We start from the raw sequence: 25,584 nt of genomic DNA on the forward strand, positions 1-25,584 counted from the left end.
TGACGTGAGTGAAGTGAAATGCGAATTGGCTATGTTAATGTGGCAATAAGGCGCTACGGGTAATAAGTCGAAATATTGTCATAAATTTTGATATAATCCGGCGCTGTCAAAACTTCTGTCATATCAACTTGAAGGAATCGGGTTTGTCCTATATTCGTCTGAATAAGCACTATATTCATTTGCCCTATCTCTACCTCGGTGTAGTAGATGCGCTTATCGTTGCAGGTGTTGCCTGGTCTATTCAATATTTCGGGTTCCAAGCGGATATCCTTGAACCCTACGATATCGCCTCTCATCAATGGTTGCCGGTTATTACACTATCGCTAGTGCTGAGTTGTTGCACCCTGTCTATGGGGGTTTATACCGCATTGATACGCGAGGGATTTTCCAGCATGGTGTTGCGCACCATGGTCAGTTTTTTCTTGCTGGGTAGTCTATCCCTGTATCTTATAAATTTGTTGTTCGAAGGCTCCTTTATCAATCAGTCGTTAATTTTTTGGAGTGTGTTGTTATCAACATTGTTGGTGTGTGTATCCCGCTGGATTTTTGTCAAAATCGTGGATGTTGATCAGTTGAAGCGGCGCGTTGTTATTTATGGCGCAGGCAGTAAAGCTAAAAAATTACTCGCTGATTTGGCTCCTGATGTAAATGTATTGGGAGTAAAAATTGTTGGCTGTATTCCCAGTGCAGATGAGCCGGTAAAAGTAGACGCTGGATTGATTATTCAAGAGCCTTCAGATTGGCTGGTGTTCGCCAAACAATTTCAAATTTCTGAAATAGTAATCTCCCCCGATGAGCGCCGCCGCAGCAGCGGCGATGCCTTTCCCTTAAGTCAGTTTTTGGATTGTAAGCTTGCCGGTATACCATCCAGCGATTCACTGAGCTTTTGTGAACGCGAATTAGGCAAAATCGATATTTCTTTGCTGCAGCCAGGCTGGATGTTGTTTTCCGATGGGTTCAAATATTCAAAGCGTCGCATGTTGGCAAAACGTTTATTTGATCTGGCATTAGCATCAGTATTTTTAATGTTGTTATGGCCATTTATGTTGCTTACGGCGTTGGCCGTAAAGTTGGAAAGCCCCGGTGCGGTGCTGTATCACCAAATTCGTGTCGGCCTGAATGGGCGCACATTCCGTATTTATAAGTTTCGCAGCATGAGGCAAGACGCGGAGAAAAATGGCGCGGTGTGGGCGCAAAAAAATGACTCCCGTGTAACCCGTGTGGGTGCGTTTATTCGCAATACACGCTTGGATGAGTTGCCCCAGCTTTACAACGTATTTGCTGGCCATATGAGTTTTATCGGGCCGCGCCCTGAGCGCCCCGAATTTGTCACCGAGCTTGCGCAGCAAATTCCTTTTTATGAAATGCGCCACAAAGTTAAACCGGGGTTAATGGGTTGGGCGCAGCTGAAATATCCCTATGGCGCATCAGTAGAAGATGCCAAAAACAAACTTCAATATGATCTTTACTACACCAAGAACCACAGCTTTTTTATGGATATGTTAATCATGATTCAAACTGTGGAAATTATTTTATTAGGCAAAGGTGTTCATTAATTACCGAGGGACGTTCTAGATGAAAAATAATTATCTTATCTTGCTGGCATGTTTGCTGTTAACCATCTTGGTTGGATGCAGTAGTAACAAATCGGTACGCCCACCTGCTGCTGCAGATGCAGCGGTATTGGAAGAATACAAAATAGGTGTGGGTGATGCGCTGACCATTAATGTATGGCGCAACCCGGAATTATCTCTCAGTGTACCTGTTCGCCCTGACGGTAAAATATCCATGCCATTAATTGGCGATGTGGTGGCTGCCGATTTAACTACAACACAACTGTCCCAAAGCATTACAACAAGTCTTACCACTTTTATTAGAAGCCCACAGGTTACTGTCATTGTCGCAAATCCAAGCAGTTCTGATTTTCAGCGGCGAGTCAGAATTACCGGTGCAGTTGCCAATCCACAATCTATTCCCTATCGCGAGGGCATGACCGTTCTCGATTTAGTGCTATTGGCGGGCGGCACCAATCAATTTGCTTCGGCCAATAAAGCAAAGCTTTATCGGAAGGTGGGCGGTGTACTAAAAGCCTATCCAATCAAACTTGATGACCTGATCAATGATGGTGATGTATCTACAAATTATGATTTGCAGCCATCAGACATAGTTACCGTACCTGAAAGAAGTTTTTAACAAGCCAGGTTTAATAGATTTCTGAAATACCAATCGAGATAGTTCATGGATAAAGCATATCTAAGAGATTTATTGGCTGCATTGCGCGCAGAATTGATTCGTTTTCGGTTTTGGTGCGCATTGTTATTTTTGGGAGTGGCCTATCTATTTCTCTTCGTTGGTCTCATTTGGCCCAAAAGTTACACCACCAAAGTGGTGCTGTTTGCGGATGTCACCAATATTATCGAACCCTTGCTTAAAGGGCGTGCCGAAATAACCAAAATTGATAGGTCGGCGCAGGCCAGTGAAGTCATTTATACGCGCCGCATAATGTTGGAGACCGCCAAACAAGCAGGACTACTGAAGTCGGGAGCATCCGAAGAGCAGCAGGATGCGATTGTTGCCCAGCTTCGCGCAGGGGTAAAAGTGGCGCGCGAGCGCAATGAAAATTATGTTCAGCTCAGTTACACCACGACCAATCCCGATCGATCCTTTGAAATCTTAAATGCGGTAGTGAATGTATTTATTGAAGACACCGCTAAGCGCAAGCGTGACGAAAGTGTAGGGGCATATAACTTTATCGATGCGCAAGTGCAAACCTACAAAAAGCAACTCGAGTCCGCAGAAGAGAAACTAAAAGAATTTAAGTCAAAAAATACTGATGGCAGTGAGGATGCGGTGAGTGCGCGCATTGCTTCACTGCGACAGGAAATTGAAAGTTTAAAAATCACTATCGAAGAAACGCAATCGCGGATCACCACTATTGAGCAGCAGCTTAATACCGAAGGGCAGTATTTGCAGGCGAAAGGCCAGATAGATGAATTAAAACAGCGTCGCCAAACATTGAATGCCCAGCTAGAGCAGATGCTACTTAGCTATCAAGAGAACTATCCTGATGTGGTTTCAATGCGCGCCCAAATTGGTGAACTAGATAGCGCGATTGAAAAGATTCAGCAGTCGGGAGGCGAAGTGTATGGCAGTTCGGACAAGGTACAAAATCCGCTCTACGAAGAACTGCGCAAACAGCTTGCGGATGCTGATGTAAGTCTACGCTCCCAGAAAAGAAGAATGCAGTCTTTGCTTTCTTTGCAAGAAGACGAATATGCCAGGCAGCAGCGAATTGCCGCCAATCAAGCAAGCCTTTCCGATTTGACCCGCGATTACGATGTAACTAAAAAAGTGTATGAAGAAATGTTGCAGCGCAAGGAGACAGCACGCATTTCGATGACGCTGGATATCGAAGGGCAGGGCGTCTCTTATCGAATTCAAGAGCCGGCAGCCTTCCCGTTGAAACCATCGGGTCTGCATTTTATTCACTTTGCATTAGTGGGGCCGTTTATTGGGCTTTTGTGTCCGCTGGGGCTGCTAATTCTTTTTATATTAGTCGACCCGCATGTGCGCTCAGCCAGAGCATTGCAAAAACAATTACCACCCGATATCGAAGTGATAGGTGTTGTGCCGCACTACAAATCACCTATTGGTGAGCGATTGCTTAAAAAAGATGTCCTGCTGATTTTTTCGGTGGCAGCGGTTGGGATGATTTGTTATCTAGCAATTGCCATCTATTGGTTAGTCGCCAAAGGTTGAACCTATTGATTGTCAGGACAGAACAATGGATAAGCGAAAAGAGAAAAATTTGACTCAGCTGATGGAAGACGTTGATGCTCTAGTTGAGGCCAGTGACAACTTGGTCAAAAGCGCTGTGTTGGAGCATCGTAAGCGCGAAAAAATCAAGAACATGGAGATGCCACAGCTGTGGACTCAAGAAGAGCTTTACGAAAAAAAAATAGTCTTTACCGGCATGCGGCAGCGCGATGTGCTTAACGCATTTCGCGAAGTGCGCATCAAACTTCTGAGTCGCCACCGTTCTGACAATATGGTCGTGTTGGTGTCGTCGGTTGCTATGGATGCACCGTCCAGTTACTTTAGTTTTAACTTGGCGGCCACTTTCGCATTGGATCAGCATAAAACAGCATTGTTTGTCGACTGTAATCCCTATAGCTCTGATGTTGATAAATATGTAACTTCAGAAATAGATGTCGGTCTGTCGAACTATTTAACTGATTACACTGTGCCGCTCAAAAACATTATTTATGCCAGTGGTGTTGAACGTTTGCGCGTGATCCCTTCTGGTGGCGCGAGTGAATCCGCTGCAGAATTTTTTAATTCAAAACGCATGGAAGTATTGGTTGCAGAGATAAAATCGCGCTATCCCGATAGATTTATTGTGCTTGATGCACCGAGTATTCAGCAGTCAACCGAAGCGAGAATTCTGGCGAAGTATTGCGACCATGCATTGCTGGTCGTACCTTTCGGCAAAGTGGTAACAGACGAGGTCTTGTCTGCAGTAGACGCAGTAGGTAAAGAAAAATTTGCCGGTCTTGTTTTCAATCATTGATGAGAGAGGCGAGTCATGCGTAGAAAAACAATGCAGGTTAATGCGGGTTACCCTTTGGCAGTTCTTTATTTGTGTTGCGCTGCGGCTCAAGCAAATGACATAAAAACCACGCTCTCTGCCTCCAGTATGTTTTCCGATAATAGCTTAAAAACGCTAGAGGAGCCGATAGATGAGCGTCAGGATTTATATGAGGTTGGTGTCTCTGCTGACTATTCAAATTGGTTGATTGAAGCAAATGCCGATTACGACTGGGTTTCCCATACATATTCAGAGCAATCACAAGCTGATGATAAATATGCGGAAGGTAGCTCCAGTTTATTGTTTGGCAAACAAGAAGATCCATTGGCACTTGAACTCAATCACTCGCGAAGAATATTGTTGACCGCGCCCGACGCAGTGGCACTGACTCAAAATCAACAAGAGCGCGAAGTTATATCTGCCAGGCCTGAGGCGCGTGCGCGTATTTTTGCTGCAGATAGATTGTTCATTGGTGGGGAGTTTACCCGGGTCAATTTTCCTGAAAATGATTTACAAAATTCCCAGCGCGATGGCATCGCGTTGGGGTGGTTGCATCCGCTGTCAGCAGCAAGTTTTTTGCGGCTCAACTCCCGGCAGCAAAAAATAAGCTTTGAACATTTCCCTGAGTCCGATTACACCTATTCCGGTGCAATGCTGGTTTATGGTGTGGAGCTGCGCAAACTGACCTATGGTGTGGAGGTTGGCTATAACGAAAGCGAACCTGAAAACGGTGAAAGTAAAGGCGCGCCTTCCTATCGAATTTCTGCCAGTTATTTAAGTGGCTTTAACCAGTTGGATTTCAGTGCAAGTCGCGTATTGACAGATAACTCGTTCGGCAACGGCAATCTCGAAGGCACTACTGGATTGCCCGCTAGTGACGGCTTGTCGCAAGCAGTGAGCAGAATTGATCGAAATACTGCAGAGTTAAACTGGCAGACACAGGTTGTTTGCACTCGCTGTCAGTTTTCTACTGGTGTTTCTGCAATTGAAGATGATTATTTGGAAAAAGATGAGTTGTCCTTGAGCATCTATAAGCGCGCGCGATTTGTTTATTCTTTTTCTCGCGCGGCGAATTTTTCATTAAGTTATGCGAGCGCTGATGTTGATTTTGATAATCAATCGGTCACACGCGATTATGAGTTAAATACCATTTCAATTGAGTATGCCTACTTTTTTTCGAACGGTTTAAATGCCCGGTTTAGCGCCCGAAATGAAGATAGAAAAGCAGAGGGCGAGAATGGTAATGGAACTTACGAAGAAAATATTTACAGTATTGGTTTAGGGTATAGCTTTTAAGCCCTGCATTGATTCTTGTAGTTAGAGTGTAGATAGGAATAATACCGACAAACAGGTGAAGAAAATGTACAGCATCGCAAAAACAATGGTTGTCTTGCTCTGTGTGACTCTGGTGGCATGCGCGGATAAACAAGAAAAAAATAGTGAAGACGCACAGCGCCATGTTACCTCTGCAAAAGTATATCAAGAGCAAGGGCAATACCGGGCCGCAATTATTGAAGCAAAAAATGCCATTCAATTAACACCGGATTCGCCGCAAGGCTACATAACTCTCGCACGCATCTATAACGAAATTGGTGCTAACACGGCAACTCAATCAATGCTGTTGTCGGTTGTAGAAAAACTTCCTGCTGTAGCAACAGAGTTGGCGAATGCACATTTTTTAAATAGAAAATACCTCACTGCGATCAATACTATTACCACCTATCCTGCTGATGCGTCCCAGCCAGAAGATCGAATTCGCCAAGCTTGGCTTAAAGCAATGTCTAACATTTATCTTGGTAATAAAGATGGTTATGAAGCTGCCTTGAAGGAGTTTGTTGCCGTAGGCGGAAAAGAGAGCGAGGCAAAATATATCACCGCCAACTATTTGATCTCAAAAGGTGAGATAGAAGATGCCAAGGTCGTTTTAACGGAGGTGCTAGCAGCCGCGCCGGAAAATATTGATGTGCTGACTACCATGGCCAATGTGAGTCTCTATCTTAAAGACCTCGATGGTGCCGAGCGTCACCTGACCAAGGCGCTGGGCCTGCTTAAAAAAACCGACATAATGAACACCAGAAAAAGCCAGACTATTAGTTTGTTAACCGATACCCTGATTCAGCTGGGGCGCACCAGCGAAGCCTATACCTACCAAAAACTACTGGCCGAATCCAATCCTGAAGGTGCTGCAGCCCAGCAGCGTTTTAATGATGCGATGGAACTGTATCAGCAGGGTAAATTTGCTGAGGCCGAAGTAATTTTGCGCGAGCTGAGAGATCAGTACCCCAATGATAAAAATACCGGCACATTGTTGGGCTTGATTGAATATCAACAGGGTTCAAATCGTAAAGCAGAAGATTTGTTCGATGAATTTATTGACCCTGAAACGGTAACACCATCGGTATTGCAGGCCGCGGCGCTAGTGAAATTCCGCAACAATCAAATCGATGATGCGGTTGAATTATTAAGAAAGTCGGCGGAAAGCCAACCCAATAATCCTATTGTACTGGCGACCTATGGGTTGGCGTTGCTCGACAAGGATCCTAAGAGCAATGAGGCAGTAACCGTGCTGGAAAAAAGCCTGGCACTCGATCCACGGCAGCAGCGTATTCGAATTGCGCTGGCTAATAGACATATGGCCATGGATCAACAAGAGCAGGCCGTTGCCCAGCTGCAAAAGGCTTATCAAGAACAACCTAATGATTTTTATATCCAGCAATCCTATTTCAAAGCACTGATCGTCAGTGAACAAACGAATAAACTGGAAGAAGAAATTAAGCTCTATATCAGCAAGAACCCCGAAAGCTCCCGTGGCTATTTTTTCAATGGTTGGTATAAGTTCCAACAAAAAAGCTATAAAGAAGCTGAGCAGCAATTTGAAAAGGCGATTTCAGTACGCGAAAGCAGTGAAAAAAACTTGGCCTATGCCGGGCTCGCGCAATTATATGAAGTGCAGGATCTAACTCAAAAATCAATTACCGCTTGGCAGTTTGCACTCAAAGAAGACCCCAGCATGGTTGTTGGTTATTCCCGTTGGTTTGCCCAAATGCGCAAATTAAAACGTGACGCAGAAGCCTTTACGTTTTTGTTGAGTTTGGAAGAAAAAACAGCGCGCTGGGAGCCGTCAATTGTGCTCGCTCAACTTTATATGTCGAATAAGGAATTAGGCAAAGCGATCAAGCATGCCGAGCTTGCGCTGGTGCGGAGCAACCAAAGCGCCAATGTAAAACAATTAACCGCCAATCTTTATCGTGTACAGGGCGTTCAATTTAGAAGTCAAAATAAGTTGACAGAAGCCCGTGAAAATTTAATGAAAGCGGTAAAGTTGCAGCCGGAAAATGCTAGCTTCCTGGGCAATCTGATCGAAACGGAAATCGCCGCTAACAATATTCCTGAGGCGCAAAAGCTGCTGGATCAATTTATTAAGGTGCCGGAAAACGAAGGCGAGCGACTGTTTTTACAGGGGCTGATTCGTTTTGCAGAAGACAAAAAAGACGAAGGCATTCAGCTCTATCTGGATTCCTGGGCTGCCAAACCTATGGAATCTGTCGCCGAACAAATTTTTGGTTACTATCAAAAAGCGGGCGAAAAAGCCAAGGCGGAAGAATTTGTTGCCTCCTGGGTTGAGAAAATTCCAGAGAGTAAAGCGGCAGCAGTCATGATGGCGGTTGCAGCGCAAAACAACAATAATGTAGAAAAGGCAGTCACCTGGTACGAAAAATCGGTGGAGCTAAACCCCAATATGCCGGCGGCGTTAAATAATCTTGCCTGGCTCTACTATGAGCGCAAAGATCCTCGCGCGTTGGAGTATGCCAAAAAAGCCTATGAGCTGGCACCTAATAGCGCGCCCATTGTTGATACCTATGGGTGGATATTGGTAGAAAAAGGCGAGCTGCAAAAAGGCATTGAGCTGTTGTCAAAAGCCGTTCAGTTAGATCCAGGCAATCAAGAAATACAGGATCATCTAAAAGAAGCAAAAAGCCGACAATAGATATAACCCAATCGCGAGCTCACCCTGTGTAGCTCGCGATTTTCTTTCTGCCTTCACCGATACTATCCGCATGGCTGAATTTTTCCCCGCCGCACATTACCCCGGAATTTTTGCCACCCATGAATGGGTAGATGCATGGCAGGATGCATGGGCAGACTGTGCGGCGATTACCGCATTGCAGCGGCATTCGGATGTGGAAAATTGTCGCGATGGGTTCTATTTATACACACAAAAACCCCGACCGCTAATCGCCCTGAAGACTCTTTTTTCCGCAGGCATCTCAACACCCGCCAGCCCAAGCTTGCGCAGTGAATATTTTAATCCAGATAAAAAAAACCTTTCCGCGTTGGTAAAATCCGCATTGTTATTTAAATGGGATCAGTTTTTTATTCCGGATCTTTTGCAAGCATCGGCTGAATACCAGCAGCTGTGTGAAATTGCACAAACGGAGCGCCTCAAGTTAATAGAGCGCGATTATGCCGTCACCTATGCCGTGCAACTTGGCGATAATAGTTTTACCGATTATCTAAAAGGCTTGGGTAGCAATACCCGTTTGAAGTTATTTAATAAGCGCAAAAAACTTTATCAGCTGGGCGATATTTCGCTGCAAAACCTCTGGCCAAATATCGATGAATTTGTACAAATACTAAATCAGTTTCATCAACAGCGCTGGGGCAAACCCTGTTACTCAGGGCGTAATTTGCAACAAATTACCGGCTTCCTCAAAAAAATTGCAATGGCGGGTGGGCAACCAGATCTATCGGTCATCTACTGCAATGGTCAGGCTGTATCGGCAGCCTTGGATTTAGAATATCGCGGAAGAATTTATAATATTCAGAGCGGGTATCGCGAAAAATTTCAAGACGGCATTTCCCTCGGTACGCTTCACTTTGGTTTTCAAATTGAAAAAGCGTTTGCCTCGGGTGCGGATAGCTACGACTTTATGGCAGGCAATGGCAAGCATAGCGATTATAAAAAATCCCTTGCTACACACAGCGCCACACTGGTTAGTGTCATGCTGGTGCGCAGCAAATTTGCGCGTCTTTTATATGGAATGCAAGAGTTGCTCAAGCGTAGGCAATAAGCGCTGATCCTTGCTCGGGCAAACGCTTAGGGAATTCCCTTAATAATATGCGGCCCGAGCATATTGGCCACCCACACCGGCAGCCATTTCCACAGCGCCACAAATAATTTAAGTTTGGGGTTGTCGGGGTTCATTTCCGGTTTAGGTGTATTGGGTGGCAATACGCAGTACCAGTAGTGTTGGCACGGTTCTGCGCCCCACTGCTTTTTAAACTTGTAGGTGCCCGCATCCAAGGTTGAGCGGCCAAAATCAAAATACGCGCAGCCCTGTTGTATCGCAAACGATAAAATGCGGCGATACATCCACATATTGGTATTGTATTTATTGGCGGATTTAAGGGTGGATGCCCAAGGGATCTCCATTAGCCCATCTTGCTTTACTAAAAAGCCGCAGGAAACCGGCTTGCGTTTTATATACACCACAATAATGTGGGCATCTAATTCCCTATCATTAATAATATTTTCAAACCATTTTTTTGCATAAACCGGTGTGCCCAGGTCGCGCATATTGTGTGAAAAAACTTGATAGAAATCCTGCAGCAATTCGTTTTTTCCAATTTTACAGTCGGGAAAAAATTCATCGGCTTTTTTGTATTGCGCGCGTACTTTGCTGCCCAGCATTTTATCCAGTGCCTCATCGTTTGCTGGCAACTGTAGCAGCATAGAGGCTTTTTTGGTCGAGGGGTTTTCGCCAAGGTCGGGTTGTATGCTGCGCACTTCAATGTGCTGCAAATTTAATTGCGCGCGCACGCCCTCAAGTGCCTGCATTAGTGCGTGGCATACATCGCTGTATTGGCTCACTACGCCACCGTAATTTAAATAGGGCATAGACACCGCAAATTTTCCAAACAGTGGCGATGAAAAAACCGTTAGCGGAATACCGCCAAGCAATTCTCCGGTTGTTGAGCGAGCGCAGAGGATAAGCGAGTGGTGGCCAAAACTTTGCGCAATAACCCGCGCCCATGCCGGGTTGTGGCTAGGCAGTGCAGTCTTGTTTTTGCGCACAAACTCAGCCCAGTCGCCAACCGCATCAAATGCCGCCAGTGCGATCTTAACTTCACCTCCCCAGCAATTGTTTTTATCGATAAGCACAAACGCCGGTTCTACTGGTGCAGGTGAGTTATGTTGCGCGGTGATGTTTGGTGCTTGAGCCGATTTTATTTCCGCTTCGAGTTGCGTAATTTGTTGCGATATATCTTTCATCAGCGCAAGTTGCTGCGCATATTCGGCAGTATTTTTTTGCAAGTGTTTAAATTTGCCCGAAATAATTCCTTTTTGCGTTTTGAGCAATTTTAGTTGGTGGAGTTGTTGTTCCATTGTCTCTCTCATAACCAGCGAAAAACGTATTAGATGCGGCTGCGAATATATTCCAGCCAGGAAGAGTAGCGGACAAACTTATCAAAGCTTGCCGGAAAGCTGTGGCGTTTAACCAAAAAAGGCTGTTGTGCAATTTGCTGTTGGCTGATGTTGCCGGGCATGGATGTCACCGCGCCGATAAAAAATTGGGTGTCTTTTACCAGCTGGGTATGGTGTAACGAAAAATCGTTAAGCGTGCCGGAAGGATAGCAAAATACCCGCGACGGATTTACCAGTTCGCGCGTGAGTACAGCCTGTGCGCGCTGCAACTCCTGTTGGATTTGCTCGTCGGAAAGCGCTGCAAATACTCTATGGCTGCAGGCGTGTGAGCCAATACGCAAGCCCGCTTGTTCCGCCTTGCGCAGGCTGTCCCAATTGCTGGGCTTGTAATCCGCTGGCGCTGGCCCATGGGGTTCAACATCAAGCGCACTGAGCAGCGCAGTGACATATTGTTCGAGCTGTGCCGCGGACAGGCTCTTGCCAAAGCGGGTCAGCTGGCGGCGGCTGGCACGCCTGGCATGTGGCTCGCTAAAATCCAATGCAAATGCATGATTATTAAAATCGAACGCGAGTTGTTTTTGTGGTGTATTCCAAACTGCCGCACTGATTTTTGAATCCCAGGGCCAATCAATGCCATCCACCATATCCACAATAGTAAAAAGTGTGGGCTTGCATTGGTGTTTTAATAAAATCGGCACCAGTTGTTCCAGCTGATCCTCATAGCCATCGTCCAGGGTAAAACACAAAGTGGGGCGATCAGGTTTTTGTTTATTGCGCGCCTTTTCGATTACTTCATCGATTGAGGCAAATTCAAAGCCCGCTGCTTTTGCATAAACAATACATTCTTCCAGCAGCTCCGGGCTAACTCCTTCATAGGCGCCATCGCGCGGGCGCGGGCGATGAATCATATAGATGGTGGCGTAGTGGCCAACCATTTTATTCATCAGCGTTGCGATGCGTTTAGAGGCGAGGGCGCGATAAAAAAAACGGCTCATTGGATCAAACCCACCCGGATAAACGCGCGCCCAACAGGCGCGGTGAATGGCTGACATTTTCATGCAGGCCGATGCGGCAGAGTTGATGTGCAGGAGTATTGCGCCCATGCACTATGCCGCGCTGGGTAGTCACTGCTGCGCTATAGGTATTGCTCACCGCATCCAGTGCGACCGCGTTGTAATCGCCATTGGGGAAACAAAATATATCCACGGCATTGGGCAGCTGTTGCGCGAGCAAAGTTTTGCTGTCCACCACCTCATGCAGAATTTCGGCGTTGGGTAAGTGGTTGTTTAAGCGTTTGTGGTTGCAGGTGTGTGAACCCACTTTCACTAAACCCGTGTCGGTCAAAGCGCGCAGCTCGTCCCAATTCATCAGCCCGCGCGGCAGTGCAAAATTTAAATGTTGCTGCCATTCAATCGCAGCGAGTGCGGCAAATATGTCGGCATCGCTATTTTGTTTAAGGGCGAGAATAACCGCGGCCATGCATTCACGGTCGATAGTTTTGCGATCAGGGTTATCGGCGGCGGGAACCTGTTGCAAGGCGCGCGCAAAAACCGGGTGCTGCCGCATCGCGGCGATTGCATTGCTGGCGAGCAGTGCGCTAACCAGATTGGGCCAGAATTGAAAATCGGTGCCGATTTTTTCTACCACGGCAAACAAGGTCACCGGAACTTGCTGCTGCTGAATGATGGGCAGCGCAAATTCGTAGTTATCGTACCAGCCGTCATCAAAGGTGATTGCGCAGGCGCGGCGCGGCAGGGCTTTTCCACTTGCGCGCAATGCCAGCCACTCCGCTAAATCCATCACGTCAAAATGCAATTTCAGCTCGCGCAAATGCATGGCAAACGTGTCGGGCGTGACGATCATGCCCGGCTCTTCAAGGCGATAACGAATATCATCCTTGGGCAAAATCCGGTGGTACATTAACAGCCAAAGCTGCGGGTCGCGCTCAAGCCCGGCAAAGCGATGCGGGCCAAATTGATTGGCGGCACTGATAACGCATTGCTTGAGTAATTTCTTCATGAAAGACACAAATCCAGAGTTGATAAAGTGGGTTTAGCTGCGCCCGAGCAATTGCCGAATATAGGTTTTACATTCATAAATGCCTGGCCCCATATCTTCCAGGCGATTAGTTTCATGGCGTGTGCGAAAGGGCGATGGTGTTAAAAAAGCCAGTATACGTTTGAGTTTGTAACTTAGGGGATAAGCGCTCTTTAAACATAAATATAAACTGTCCAAATCCCCCAGCAGCCAGCGCAGGCGAGTGCCAATAGTGTAATGCTCGGGAATATCACCGGCGATGCCCAGCTCCCCTTGTACCAGCAGCCGGGGAAAATCCACACCGGCATCAATCGATAATTGCAGCGAGCCCCAAAAGCGTGTGTTCACCTCCATCAAATAGGGGGTGCCTTCGGGCGTCACTCTAAATTCCACCATCGCCACACCGTGCCAATGCACATGGTCCAGCAGTTGTTGCGCGTAGTGTTTCAATGTGGCATCAACCGCAACACTTTCGCTTAATACACTCACACCGCCCTGGGGCGGTTTTTCACGCAGCCGCTGGTGCGCAAAAAATGTCACCGGTTTGCCCTTGTTGTATAAACAAAACAGGCCCGCCCCTGAGCCGGGAATAAATTCCTGAATCATAAACGGGTACTGGGATAAATAAGGTGCGCTGGCCAGTGCCGCGTGTAAATCCTGCGCATTGTTGAGCAGCTTCACGCTGGTGGAAATCCAACCCAGCGCAGTATAAATGCGCGATAAACAGGGCTTGATGACACAGGGATAGCTTAAATGCTGCGGTTGCAAATCGGCGCTGGATGAAAACAGCGTAAATTCAGGTACTGGCACGCCCGCAGTTTTTGCCTGCACCAGTAAGCGATATTTATCGGCCAGCGACATCACTGTATCGTAGCTCGCAAATGGCAGGCGTATATCACCCAATTGTTCGCTGTGCATTAAGAGTAATTGGCTGGTAATTTCAGTGACGGGAATCACCAGCGAATAGTGGCTTTCGCTGCAGATGCGTTTAATCCACTGCAAATACAATTCGGGTTCATCGGCAGAGCTGGGCGATTGCAAATAAGCGCTGGAATATTTGGAGTGGGCAGCTAAAGCAGATGGCGTAGAATCGGCGGTAACTATGCGGATATTTTCCAGCTTTCCCAGTGATCGGGTAACGGCAAGAGCACTTCGCTGCGCAGCGTCAAGAACAAGGATAATGTGTGTCATGTCTCTGCAACCGGCCCTAGTCAGCAAATGAATGTCAATCAAACAACAATCAAATTTATGTGCAAATGAGTGCTGCACAACAATATAGTAGATGAAAGTTGGAATCATACGGATTGCCCAACAAATCCACAAGCTTGCAACAAGAAGGTGATAGAATGCGTTCACCAAAAATGCTCGGCACACTGATCGGAAGGAATGAATGACCGATAAAAAACGCACCATTCTTCATGCGATTGACACTACTGGCCCCGGTGGTGCAGAAACTGTTTTTCTCGATATAGCGCAACAACTGCAACTCGCTAATTATGACAATCTTGCCATCATTAAAGGTGCGGGTTGGGTGGAAGATCAATTAAAGTTGCGCGGCATTCGCTATCACATAGTCAAGCCGCACGGATTTTTATCAATTCCCTATTATTTCCAGCTGTATCAATTAATTCGCCGCGAAAATATCGCGCTGATTCACGCGCATTTACTTGGCTCTACCCTCACTTATTCTATTCTCTCGCTATTTACCCGCTTACCGCTGATTGCGACTTTGCATGGCCGTGTGGATATAAACCCCAACGAGCGTTTTGTTACCATCAAACAAACTATTATGCGCATGGGTGTGGACAAGCTAATTGCCGTAAGCCGCGATCTGGCTAACTACATTGAAAATCGCGGCCTGTTTCCGCGCAAAGCAATCGATGTTATTTACAACGGTGTAGATCAACAGCGCTACACACAACCTGCTGCAGCATCGCTCAAAGCGCAGTTGAATATTCCTACCGATGCCATTCTAATCGGCAGCCTCGGCAATATTCGCCCGGCAAAAAATTACGAAACCTTAATTGCTGCTGTCGGGCTGTTAAAAAATCCGCGCCTGCATTTTATTATTGCCGGGCACAAAAAGAAGGATTTGATGGAAAAACTGGAAGCGCAAATGCAAGCGCTGGGTGTGACTGCGCAACTTCACTTTATTGGATTTTACGACAACACGCCGGATTTTCTCGCGCAGTTGGATATGTTTGTACTCTGCTCGAGCTCCGAAGGTTTTTCCATCGCCACTATTGAAGCAATGGCTGCTGGTTTGCCCGTAATTGCCACCCGCTGTGGTGGGCCAGAAGAAATTCTGCAGCATTTAACCACCGGCTATTTAATTCCAACCGAAATGCCAGGCCAGCTCGCCGCTGCGATTCAACATTTGCAAGACGACCGCGCGCTCGCTGCGCAGTTGGCCAGCGCCGGGCAAGCGCATATGCGCAATACATTTTCATTAAGTGCCATGCTGCAGGCTTACCAGCAGCACTATCAGCGCTTGTTAAACAATTAATATCTGCCACTAAGGGTAAAACTGTGTCGGTTACAGAATTAATCAAAAATCGCTACGGCTCAAAAAAAGGCCTATTGCGTTATTTCGCATACGAAGTGCTGCGTGTGCTTGGTGTGTATCGCAAATTTACCAAGGTAGATTTCACCCAAGTCAAACGTCTGGTATTTGTTTGCCACGGCAATATTTGCCGCAGCCCATTAGGCGAAGCAGTTGCGCGCGAGCAGGGTGTGCCCACTACATCCTTCGGGTTAGACACACGCGGTGGCGACTCAGCCGACCCGCGCGCAATTGCCTGGGCACAAGCGAATGGCTACAACCTAAATGAACACATCACCCAGCGTGTTGACCAATACACACCGCAAGCGGGTGATTTATTAATTGGTATGGAGCCAAAGCATATTCGCCAATTAAAAGCGCAATTTGCACAAGCCCCCGTACAAATTACCCTGATTGGCCTATGGCTGCAGTCGCCGCTGGCCTATTTGCATGATCCTTATAACGCGCGGCCAGAATATTTTTCGCGTTGTGAAGAATTGGTGAGGGACAGCACGTTGGAAATTAGGTGGCGCTTTGAAGCCCAAAATCAGGAGGCGTCTAAGTAGCTAAATGACTAGCAATGTTGTAAGTAATAAACGGGTGGCGATACTCGATCTGCTACGGTTTGTGGCCGCGATGTTTGTCTTGTTGTATCACTACCACTATTACCTTTTAAAAGTAACTGGCGACAACACTTTTGCAATATTTAAGTTCGGATATTTGGGTGTTAATTTTTTCTTTATGTTAAGTGGTTTTGTGATAATGGCGTCCGCATATGATCGGAGTGCCATTAAGTTCGGATTGTTACGAGTGCTGCGTCTGTATCCTGCATTTATTGTTTGTCTCATTATTACATTAGTAGTGCTTTATGCATTTGGAAATGAAATTCCTTCCGTTTCGGCCATTTTTCTGAATGCTTTAATCGTTAACGATTATTTTGGGGTTTCCAATATTGATGGTGTTTATTGGACGCTTCAAGCTGAGCTGAAATTTTACGGCTGTATATTTTTATTAATTTTGTTCGGTGTTTTATCCAGCTATCGAATTTGGTTAAGCATCTGGCTATTGTTAGCAATTGCATTTCACTTCTACAAAGAACCATTTTTTTTAGGTTGGTTTATTAGCCCATCGTACTCTTTCTTTTTTATCGGGGGAGTTGCTGCATACTATTTTTTTTGCAATTCAAAAGACCGTTTTGCGTGGATTGTGTTTGGAGTGGCGATGGTCTTTTCGCTAATAAAGTCGTGGGACCAGATTGATGGGTTCTGTAAAGAGGTAACTGAAACGGACAAGGTAATTGCTGTACTAATTACTCTAAGTTTTTATATTCTTTTTGTTTGTCTTCCGAAAGTAAATGAAAAAATCCAACCTTCTCGTTGGATTGCAATTCTAGGTGGAATGAGCTACCCGCTTTATCTGATTCATAGTCGCGCAGGCTTGGAACTGGTTGATAGTCTTCGTGCTCCGATTGGAGTTTATGCAGCTTTATGTTCGGGTATCATTGTGGTGCTTTTTGTTTCGTTGTGTGTGCATCTCTTTGTAGAAAAGCCTCTATTCAAGAGAGCCAGAGCTTTGGTTAGCTAGCAGATCGGAAATTTATATGGAAGAGCAGAAAACAGTAAAAGATTTTTACGCATTCAAAATAAAGAATATGTGGACTTACTTTAAGTCTCAGCATTATTCTTTTTGGATGATTTGTGGCTATTTATTTTTTGAATTTGTAAAGCCTCAGGCGCTGTATCCTGCATTGGCGATTATACCATGGGCGCAGTTGCTTCTTATGGGAGCTCTGCTAGGCGTATTCACCGATAATACAATAAAGAAAGTTTGGTCATTCGCGCACTTGACGATTATCTTATTTTCTATAGTCATAGCAATATCGATTTTTACTGCGACTTACCCAGAAATTTCAAAGCTGTACTACATGGATTTTTATAGTTGGGTAATTATTTTTTTCCTTATTACTAAAATTGTTAACACTCCTGAGCGATTCTATATCTTCTTGTTAATATTCTTAGTTGCCGCTGGGAAAATAGCATTCGGTACCTCCAAAAGTTGGGTGTCTAGAGGGTTTTCTTTTACAAGTTGGGGGTTGATGGGACCCAAAGGATACTTTCAAAATTCAGGTGAGTTGGCGATTCTAATGCTGATGTTATTTCCCTTAGCGTTTTATGTGTACCAAGCGTTGAAAAAACAATTAGTCATGTGGGAACGTTTGTTATTAGCTGCATTCTGGATATGCCCCATTTTGACAATTCTTGGTGCTAGCAGTAGGGGGGCTCAGGTTGCTTTGGTGGTTCAATTCATACTTATGTTTAGAAAAGCTGTATTTAGAATAAAACCATTGATTGGAGTAATCGCTCTGATTGCAGTAGTGAATTACATCCTGCCTCAGGAGCAGAAAGATAGATTTAGTAATGCCGGCGATGACAAAACATCTGAGCAGCGCCTGCTATATTGGGAGCATGGATGGGATATGATGAAAGAGCATCCCTTTACGGGGGTTGGCTTTTTTAATTTCATTCCTTACTACGAAGCTCATTTTAGCTATGACATGCTTTATCCTACTGCTCAGCTACCACATAATATTTTAATTCAAGTTGGTACTGATGCTGGTTTTATTGCCGTGGCATTATTCCTTTTAATTATTTGCTACTGCTTCATAATGACCTTCAGGTTAACAAAAATAAAAAATTTGGAGCCGGAGGTTAAAGCAATTGCGGCAGGTCTGGGAGTTGGTGTGGTAGGGTACACAATAGCAGGCCAGTTCGTGACAGTGGCTTACTATCCTTTTCTTTGGGTGCATCTGGCGTTTATTGTTAGCTTGACTAACATTACAGATGTAGCTACGTCCAAGAAAGAAAGATAAAGAAAGTATTCACTTGGATCAACGTTGTATCAAATTTTGGAGATATCCATGAATATCCTTAGATCACTATCTTATGTTGTTATTTTTTCATCGCTATGCGGATCGTCTCTGGCAGAGGTCAAAATTTTACTGGAAGAAAATTTTGACAAAACTGGCAGTCTTACATCTGGTCTCGGAATTGGGTCTCAGGCTGGCGGGCTTGTCACGACGACATTCCAAACTGAAGAGCAAATACATATTGATACAAGTAAAGGAGCGTTGAAGGCTGTTTATCCCGTTAGCAAAGGAGGAGGCATCTACGGTTGGGCGAGTTTCGACATGACACCTTACAAGACCTATGAAGTTTACGTAGAGTTTCATGCTCGTATGCCTAAGGAAAAACAGGGCTTGAAGTTTCTGAAAGTTTTCGGTGGCGCTAATACTACCTTCGCACTCGACTATACCGGTATCGAAGCTGGAAAGGGAACTTTGCACCAGGTTTCATTCGGTGATGGGACAGCAGTAACTAACGACACCCAAAACGTGATCAATTTCAATGGGGCAAATCCTAGCTGGATTGGTCGTTCTTATGGAAAAGCGGTTGTAAAAACACCCGAAAAAAAAGGTTTCACTGCAGCAGATTGGGGGGATAAATGGCACCACTTTAAATTTAAGGTGAAATTTAACTCGGCGACTAAGAATGCAGATGGAACATATACAGAAATCAATGATGGTGAATACTACGTTGAAATTGATGGAAAAGTTTATGTAGATGCAACGGGTTTACTTAACCGTCATCCAACGAACGGGCCAATTACTAAAATCGCATTATTGGATTGGGCTCAGAATGTAGATAAATCATTTGAGATTTACTACGACAATCTCAAAATTACTACGGGTGGTTTCGATGCCACGGGGCCAAGCTCACCTGTAAATACCAAGGTTCAGTGAGTTTTATTAATGATATCTATAGTAATTCCTGCTTATAACGAAGCAAACTTTATTCAGAAGACTTTAGCTACCTTGGCAGACTTTGTTGGTGGCGGCGAAATAGAGGTTATTGTTGTTGATAACGGTAGTGACGATGAAACTCCCGATATATGCAGGCAATTTAGTTGGGTAAGTCTAGTGCAATTAAGCTGCCGAACTACGGTTGCTGAGGCTAGAAATGTTGGTGTCGGTAAGTCGTCCGGTGAAAGTTTAGTTTTCATTGATGCAGATATCTTGGTAACAGAAAAGTGGTTTTTAGCAGTCTCTAGTTTTGCTAAAAAGGCAGAGTCCAATAATTTTCTTGTTACTGGGAATAAAGTTTCAGTATCTAAGGAGCCTTCATGGATCGAGACAAGTTGGTTTTCATGCCTTAAAAGTAAGTCCTCATCTTATATAAACTCAGGAAATTTAATTTGCACTAAGCGATTATTTGATTTGATTGGAGGATTCGACAAAGAATTAAAAACAGGTGAGGATGTTGATTTTTGTGAAAGGGCGAAAAAGCAAGGTGCCTTAATAAAACTGGATCCTCAGTTTTTTGTCTACCATGAAGGTTATCCGAAGACAGTTAAAGCATTTTTTGCCAGAGAAAGATGGCATGGAATAGGCGACACTCAGTCAATTGAAAAGTTTATGAAATCCAAAGTTGCTTTGTTGTCTTTATGCGTCACTCTTATGACTGTATTTTTTCTTATATCGATTATTTTTGGTTTTTATGGTCATGCTTTGCTGTTATTTTCCGGTTTATTTATGATTAATTTGCTGATTTTGACCAAGCGTCTAAAGGTCATCTCCGTCTCCCAGTTTTTCTCTTCAATGGCTCTTAATTATATTTATTTCTTGGCACGCTTTTCGTCAATTTTTAGCCATAAACATAATCGTATTCGTTAGCTTTCGAGGTGGAGTTAGTTTTATTTGTCACGCCAATTTGTGTGGAAAGAAGTTCTACGCGAGAATCATCACAATTGATTAAATAATAAATATGCTCTAGCTGGCAATGGTATAAAGAATGGCCTCAGCTCTTACAGCGAAGTTAAAGATAAAACGACCAAACTCCCAAGATGAGAGGCAACGGTTTACGATTGTTGAAGGGATGCATAAGGTGCTTTGTCGTTTATAGCTCTTAGCCTCCTGGCATTCTTCGTGAGATGTGGCGTGGCGAACATACTTAATGAACGCCATCTGATATTTTTATATGTTCAGTCAAGTCAATTTTATGCGAATAGGGAGAAAGGCATGGCTAAGCCAATATATAAATTCGTATTTTTATTTCTCGTATTTTTATCGACCGCTGCTCATTCCATTACTGTAGAAAACTTCGATGCTTTCCAGAAAAGCGATAATCTTGCTATGCGAGATGTTGAAACTGGGTTGGTGTGGTTGGATTTTGGTGTCAACAATGGGGCAAGCATCAATTCGGTTGTTAGTAATCTTAATGGTATTTACGCTGGGTGGCGGCTTCCTACTGAATCAGAAGTTGTTAGTTTTTGGGAGAGGTTGGCTATTTCTGACCTTACTGGAATATTTGATTTGTGTGGAGCGAATAAAACACCGAGTGATAATCTACCTTACCTTGCATGGGGATATTTTGTTGACGAAGAAGGTTACTTGGGCGCCGCCTATATAAAGGAAGAACCGAATCCTTTACGTCAAACGTTAAATGTCAATTCTACAGCTAATAGAATAATTGCAGGTATAGAAAAGAAAATTATCGACGTGAAGTATGATGGCTCAGATTATTATCTCTTTAACTTGGATGGCGCAGCAGAAATAAGTACTTTACTTGTTAAAAAAACAGAAGTGAACGAGCCCTCGTTACTTATGCTTGTTTTTTTGATTGCGTGTGTTTTTATTCGCAGAATTTCGTTTCATTAATTTTGTATTGCCGAGAGCAATACAATTGCTCTCGGTATGTTGCTTGTCAAATAATATGATGTAAATGCTTGAAGTTTTGTTTTGCTAAAAGCCGAGGGTGTTGGTTAATCGAATTAAGCTGAGCTGCTGCGCTTTGCTTGTAAAACAACAAGGTTTTACTGAGAAAATTGCCTGACAAAAAATCATCGTTTGAAATGATTCTATTCTGTAGCCCCGCCAATTTTAACACGCCAGCAACCTTGGGCATGTAGGCAATGCTCATTACGGGCGTATTGGTGTTTATTGCCATAATCGAACCGTGTAAGCGTTCAGCCAATACACAATCTGCCTTGCTAATAATTCCCTGAATCTCTTTTGCATTGTACAAGCCGCATAACTTGTAGGTTTTATTCTGAGCTTCAGGAGAAAGATTGGAATAAATACGCTCGATTGCACTTAGGTCGTCATGACATTCGTGGCGCTGCATTGGTATTAGCCACAAATTGCCATTTAATTCGGCGACAGCATGCTCACAGAATTCTACATACTGTTCAAGCCAGCCGGGTTGTTCGGTGTTATAGCTGCAGGGCGTAAGCGCAATATTGCGGCAGCCTTTGAGTGGAAATGATTCTTTTTTTAGAATATTTAGGACACGTTTTTCGCTCGCCGATTCAAGTGTGAAGACTAAATCTGGAATCACGTTGATTTTGCTTTCATCTACACCACACCGAATTAAAGTCTCTTTGGACCTATTGTCTCTTACGGAAATGAGGTCTACCAATGCGAATGTTTCCGCAATTGCTTGCTCAGAGCCTTTATGGTGTAGGGGGCCGACACTAATACCGACAAGAGCCACTTTTTTTCCAAAGCGTTTTGCTCGGCGAATTAAGTTAATGTAACCAAAAAACCATTTGTTGGTTTCTGGTGTGTCGAAAAACAATCCGCCTCCGCCAATAACAATTACATCTGACCTAAAGAAGCTAATAATTGCATTGAGATAACCTATGCGGTTTTTGCCTAAAATCCCTTTGACTATTGCTTTGAGATCAATGCCGAAATAAGGGTACGCATTTACTCGGTGCTCTGTTTTAGTCGCATTTGGTCGCGCAGAGCAAACACTAATATTTGCGTCGGGCAATTCAGCTTGTATCCCATCAATGAGTGCTGCGAGAATCGCTTCATCGCCAGCATTGCCTTGTCCGTAGTAGCCGAAAATTGAAAACCTGGTCATTTTAGTTCCATTAGTTAATGTGCATTTAAAAGTTGCCTATGAATTTGAGTAAATATGGAAGGCCAAGAATAAGTGCGTTCAATAAAGTGTTTGGCTGCCGCACCAACTTCTGTTGCATAACAAGGATCATTGGCTAATAGAACAATAGCGTCGCCAATTTCATCATTGCTATTGGCTTCGATAATGTCATGCCGATCCTTTGCGCCAATTCCTGAATTTCCGAGTGCGGAGCTTACCACTGGTTTACCAGCACCCATCGCTTCCAATAATTTATTTTGTTGACCGCTGCCAATTTCCATTGGAAATGCGAACAAGTTAACACCATTTATATATGGCCAAATATTGTTAACAGTTCCAGTCACAATAACATCTGGATCTTTAGCTAGCGCGTTAATCTCGGGCGCTGGGTCGCGTCCAATAATAACTAATTTAGTATTGGGCAATTGCTTATGGCGCGCTTTGAAAATTGCATATAACCGCAGTGCCGCTTTGATGTTGGGCGGATAACCCATATGGCCTAAATAGCCAATTGTATTGCAACCGTAATCAACTCTGTCTGTGCTGAAATCTTGTAAAAAAAGTCCATTGGGAATTACCCCAATTTTATTCTCATCGATATTTTCACCTGCACCCAGCTTGCGATCTAATGGAGATACATAGCAGGCGTAATTAGTTGCCTTTATAGTTTTTCGCTCCCACAGTTTCATCATCTGCGCATCATAATGTTTGATGAGCGAATTGCCGCGTGTTCGCATGCTAGTAGAGTAGGGAGAGTCGATAAGATCCAGCACGTAACGTTTGGCGCGAACGATTTTTTTTATGAGATGCTGGTAGGGGAGTAGCACACATAGCGCATGGTCATAAGTCGCAGTTTGGGTTTCCTGAGCTATATAGTTTGCAATTAGCTGCTCATCGTAGCGAATTAAATCAAAGGGTATTTGATAAGGAATAAATGCTTTGATGCGAGTGGTGAGTTTCCGAAGTTTGGAAGCTGGGTGCGGTTGGCGGGTATACACCGAAACCTTGTCGCAAAATTCTTTTGCCTGTTGAATGCCATCTTGATCAACCTTGCCTTCCGCAATCACCAGCAAGTGGATGTTAAATGTTTTTGCCAGCTCTTCCAGAATTGGGTAATAACGTATTGAAATTCCGTTTTTCCGCGCAGGAAATGGAAAGTCAGGCATACAGACTAATAATTTTTTCTTATTTATCATTGGCTCATAAACCCTTTCTCTATCATTGATCGAAAATAATAATTTTCAGTGTAGAGTTGAGTGTAATTGCCATCGGCAATGAGTTTGCCATCGGCAATTACAGAAATCTTATCGGATAGTTTAATTGCGGCCGGACGATGGGAGATTACAATAATAAGAACTTCATGTTTAAGCTGATTGAGCAGGCTCATTAGGTCGTGCTCGGACTCAATATCCAAGGCGCTGGTGGGTTCATCTAAAATAAGGACTTTATTTTGGCGATAGAGTGCGCGTGCAATACCTATGCGCTGGCGCTGTCCGCCACTTAGCAATTTGCCATCTTGCCCCAGACCGGTCTCCAAACCTTTTGGCAGCTTCGCCACAAACTCCATAGCATTGGCGTGAATTAGAGCCTGCTTAACTTGTTCTATATCGATTTCTTCTTTGCTCACACCAAAGGCGACGTTGGCAATTACACTGTCATCCAATATAAAAATATGTTGTGGCACATAGCCAATAGTGCCTTGATAGGACTGTAATAATTTACCGGTGATAGGAAGGTTATTGGCGGTAAGTTGGCCAGCTGCCGGTGGCAATAAGCCGAGAATAATATCGGCTAGAGTTGATTTTCCAGAGCCAGATGGCCCTGCAATAGTATTGAGTTGACCTTGCATAAAGCTAATTGTTACGTCGTCCAGTGCAAGTTTATCTGTATTGGGATATTGATAAGAAATATTGTGCAATTGTATTGCGCTAACCTGACCCATGGGCTCGGGTCTTTGTTGCGCGCTGGCCTCTGTTATCACATCGAGATTGGCTTTTAGTTGAAGTACTACCGCACCATTGGCGCTGATACTGGAAATGGATTTATACATCTGCTGCATTGTGGGTAGCAGTTTATAGCCGGCGATGGCGTAGATACTTAAAATAGCAACTACGTTAGTGCTATTGCTGCTCGACAATACCAAAATAGCAAATAGTAAAATCGCACTGAACGAAATGGTTTCTATTGCAAATCTTGGCAGGTCGCCAGAGAGTGCTATATAGGCGCTGGAGTCGAGCCCGCGCTGATTAACTACTCGGTAGTTTTCAGTGTATTTCTTCTCAAGTCCGTTAAGTTTTATGTCTTTTATACCAATAAATGATTCAGACAATATGCCCTGTACCAAGCGATTTCGCTCGGTGATTATATCTCCGTGCTGTTTAAGCGACTTTTTAATAATCCAATAGGTGCCTAAGTAGGCGCCACCAATAAGAAGCGCCGAGCCTATCGCAATAACGGGATCAAGAAACAAAAGCCCGACAAGAATAATAATGGCTACAAATGCTTGGCTGCACATGAGCAAGTAGGGTTGCAATACCATATAAATAAAGCGGGGAGCATCGGCGGAGATAATGGAGATCAGCTTGTTGTAATTGGTGGACTTGTGAAATAAGTAATCGCGATTGATAAATTTTTCAAATAGTTGAAATTGAAAGCTGCTGCCCAGATAGATTGAAAAGCGCAGTTGTAGCCAAAGAGTAATGGCGCTTACCCCATTGGAAATCACAATCATCGCAATCGACAGCAGCGCAAAGCCCAGAATAAATTCGTTGTTAGATTCAAACTTGCCCAGTTCATACAGTGTCGCCAACACTTTGTTGCTGTGGATACTATCCGGGTTTGAAATAATACCGATGAATGGCGCAATGCTGGCCACACCTACCACTTGCACTATGGCAGAGAACGCAAAGAAGAACTGCAGGAACAGCATCTTGGTTTTTTGCTCTCGGCTCAAAACCGCGTAAATACTGCGGATGATACTTAGGATATACATAAACGGTCAGTGTCCATTGTTAAAACATGAAATCAATTTGTTGTCAGTTGTTTGTCT

The 25,584-nt window shown here is 44.4% G+C and carries 21 protein-coding genes; 14 read left to right on the plus strand and 7 right to left on the minus strand.

The annotated features are described in order from the left end of the window. The first annotated feature begins 143 nt into the window (after positions 1-143). The 7 genes from AC2CG4_RS14665 (at position 144) to AC2CG4_RS14695 (ending at position 9,660) form a co-directional block, all read left to right on the plus strand. Positions 144-1,556: a TIGR03013 family XrtA/PEP-CTERM system glycosyltransferase gene (locus tag AC2CG4_RS14665; RefSeq protein WP_484486976.1), complete on the plus strand. Its 1,413-nt coding sequence runs from the start codon at positions 144-146 to the stop codon at positions 1,554-1,556. A 19-nt stretch (positions 1,557-1,575) separates the two neighbouring features. Further along, entirely contained in the window at positions 1,576-2,193 is a 618-nt protein-coding gene (locus AC2CG4_RS14670; protein WP_484486977.1) for an XrtA/PEP-CTERM system exopolysaccharide export protein, read from the plus strand. A 45-nt stretch (positions 2,194-2,238) separates the two neighbouring features. Continuing rightward, on the plus strand, positions 2,239-3,759 hold the full coding sequence (locus tag AC2CG4_RS14675) for an XrtA system polysaccharide chain length determinant (protein ID WP_484486978.1): 1,521 nt from the start codon (positions 2,239-2,241) through the stop codon (positions 3,757-3,759). Positions 3,760-3,784: 25 nt separating this feature from the next. Then, complete coding sequence (locus AC2CG4_RS14680) at positions 3,785-4,570, plus strand: tyrosine-protein kinase family protein (RefSeq protein ID WP_484486979.1); 786 nt, start codon at positions 3,785-3,787, stop codon at positions 4,568-4,570. Positions 4,571-4,585: 15 nt separating this feature from the next. Then, complete coding sequence (locus AC2CG4_RS14685) at positions 4,586-5,884, plus strand: porin family protein (protein WP_484486980.1); 1,299 nt, start codon at positions 4,586-4,588, stop codon at positions 5,882-5,884. A gap of 64 nt (positions 5,885-5,948) precedes the next feature. After that, a complete protein-coding gene (locus AC2CG4_RS14690; RefSeq protein ID WP_484486981.1) occupies positions 5,949-8,576 on the plus strand; it encodes a tetratricopeptide repeat protein in 2,628 nt (875 codons plus the stop codon). A gap of 70 nt (positions 8,577-8,646) precedes the next feature. Continuing rightward, positions 8,647-9,660 (plus strand): GNAT family N-acetyltransferase, encoded by a 1,014-nt coding sequence (locus AC2CG4_RS14695; RefSeq protein ID WP_484486982.1) that lies wholly within the window; start codon positions 8,647-8,649, stop codon positions 9,658-9,660. A gap of 26 nt (positions 9,661-9,686) precedes the next feature. On the opposite strand, the gene AC2CG4_RS14700 is transcribed toward AC2CG4_RS14695, so the two are convergent. Genes AC2CG4_RS14700 through AC2CG4_RS14715 form a run of 4 tightly spaced genes read right to left on the minus strand, consistent with a single transcriptional unit; the run spans position 9,687 to position 14,243 of the window. Next, positions 9,687-10,976, minus strand: coding sequence for a FemAB family XrtA/PEP-CTERM system-associated protein (locus tag AC2CG4_RS14700; protein ID WP_484486983.1), 1,290 nt, complete (start codon positions 10,974-10,976; stop codon positions 9,687-9,689). 29 nt (positions 10,977-11,005) lie between these two features. Beyond that, a complete protein-coding gene (locus AC2CG4_RS14705; protein ID WP_484486984.1) occupies positions 11,006-12,118 on the minus strand; it encodes a polysaccharide deacetylase family protein in 1,113 nt (370 codons plus the stop codon). Continuing rightward, entirely contained in the window at positions 12,015-13,034 is a 1,020-nt protein-coding gene (locus tag AC2CG4_RS14710) for a polysaccharide deacetylase family protein (protein ID WP_484486985.1), read from the minus strand. The genes AC2CG4_RS14705 and AC2CG4_RS14710 overlap by 104 nt, the downstream gene beginning before the upstream one ends. 33 nt (positions 13,035-13,067) lie before the next feature. Beyond that, complete coding sequence (locus AC2CG4_RS14715) at positions 13,068-14,243, minus strand: carboxylate--amine ligase (protein ID WP_484486986.1); 1,176 nt, start codon at positions 14,241-14,243, stop codon at positions 13,068-13,070. A gap of 199 nt (positions 14,244-14,442) precedes the next feature. On the opposite strand from AC2CG4_RS14715, the gene AC2CG4_RS14720 reads away from it, so the two are divergent. The 7 genes from AC2CG4_RS14720 to AC2CG4_RS14750 all read left to right on the plus strand — a co-directional run bounded on the left by AC2CG4_RS14720 (position 14,443) and on the right by AC2CG4_RS14750 (position 21,307). Beyond that, complete coding sequence (locus AC2CG4_RS14720) at positions 14,443-15,558, plus strand: glycosyltransferase (protein ID WP_484486987.1); 1,116 nt, start codon at positions 14,443-14,445, stop codon at positions 15,556-15,558. 23 nt (positions 15,559-15,581) lie between these two features. Beyond that, a complete protein-coding gene (locus AC2CG4_RS14725; protein ID WP_484486988.1) occupies positions 15,582-16,160 on the plus strand; it encodes an arsenate reductase/protein-tyrosine-phosphatase family protein in 579 nt (192 codons plus the stop codon). Positions 16,161-16,164: 4 nt separating this feature from the next. Beyond that, positions 16,165-17,178: an acyltransferase family protein gene (locus tag AC2CG4_RS14730; RefSeq protein ID WP_484486989.1), complete on the plus strand. Its 1,014-nt coding sequence runs from the start codon at positions 16,165-16,167 to the stop codon at positions 17,176-17,178. Positions 17,179-17,194: 16 nt separating this feature from the next. Further along, positions 17,195-18,463 (plus strand): O-antigen ligase family protein, encoded by a 1,269-nt coding sequence (locus AC2CG4_RS14735; protein WP_484486990.1) that lies wholly within the window; start codon positions 17,195-17,197, stop codon positions 18,461-18,463. A gap of 48 nt (positions 18,464-18,511) precedes the next feature. Continuing rightward, positions 18,512-19,393 carry a hypothetical protein gene (locus tag AC2CG4_RS14740; RefSeq protein ID WP_484486991.1) on the plus strand — a complete coding sequence of 294 codons (882 nt, stop codon included), beginning with the start codon at positions 18,512-18,514 and terminating at the stop codon, positions 19,391-19,393. Positions 19,394-19,402: 9 nt separating this feature from the next. Further along, positions 19,403-20,323, plus strand: a complete 921-nt coding sequence (locus AC2CG4_RS14745; RefSeq protein WP_484486992.1) for a glycosyltransferase family 2 protein — start codon at positions 19,403-19,405, stop codon at positions 20,321-20,323. Between the two features lie 345 nt (positions 20,324-20,668). Next, positions 20,669-21,307: a hypothetical protein gene (locus AC2CG4_RS14750; RefSeq protein WP_484486993.1), complete on the plus strand. Its 639-nt coding sequence runs from the start codon at positions 20,669-20,671 to the stop codon at positions 21,305-21,307. A 46-nt stretch (positions 21,308-21,353) separates the two neighbouring features. On the opposite strand, the gene AC2CG4_RS14755 is transcribed toward AC2CG4_RS14750, so the two are convergent. The 3 genes from AC2CG4_RS14755 to AC2CG4_RS14765 are packed head-to-tail and all read right to left on the minus strand — an operon-like array spanning position 21,354 to position 25,527. Then, positions 21,354-22,517: a polysaccharide pyruvyl transferase family protein gene (locus AC2CG4_RS14755; RefSeq protein ID WP_484486994.1), complete on the minus strand. Its 1,164-nt coding sequence runs from the start codon at positions 22,515-22,517 to the stop codon at positions 21,354-21,356. Between the two features lie 14 nt (positions 22,518-22,531). Further along, positions 22,532-23,731, minus strand: coding sequence for a glycosyltransferase (locus AC2CG4_RS14760; RefSeq protein WP_484486995.1), 1,200 nt, complete (start codon positions 23,729-23,731; stop codon positions 22,532-22,534). Next, positions 23,728-25,527, minus strand: a complete 1,800-nt coding sequence (locus AC2CG4_RS14765) for an ABC transporter ATP-binding protein (protein WP_484486996.1) — start codon at positions 25,525-25,527, stop codon at positions 23,728-23,730. The genes AC2CG4_RS14760 and AC2CG4_RS14765 overlap by 4 nt, the downstream gene beginning before the upstream one ends. Positions 25,528-25,584: the final 57 nt, after the last annotated feature.

It is taken from the genome of Cellvibrio sp. ATLC23, assembly GCF_057196725.1.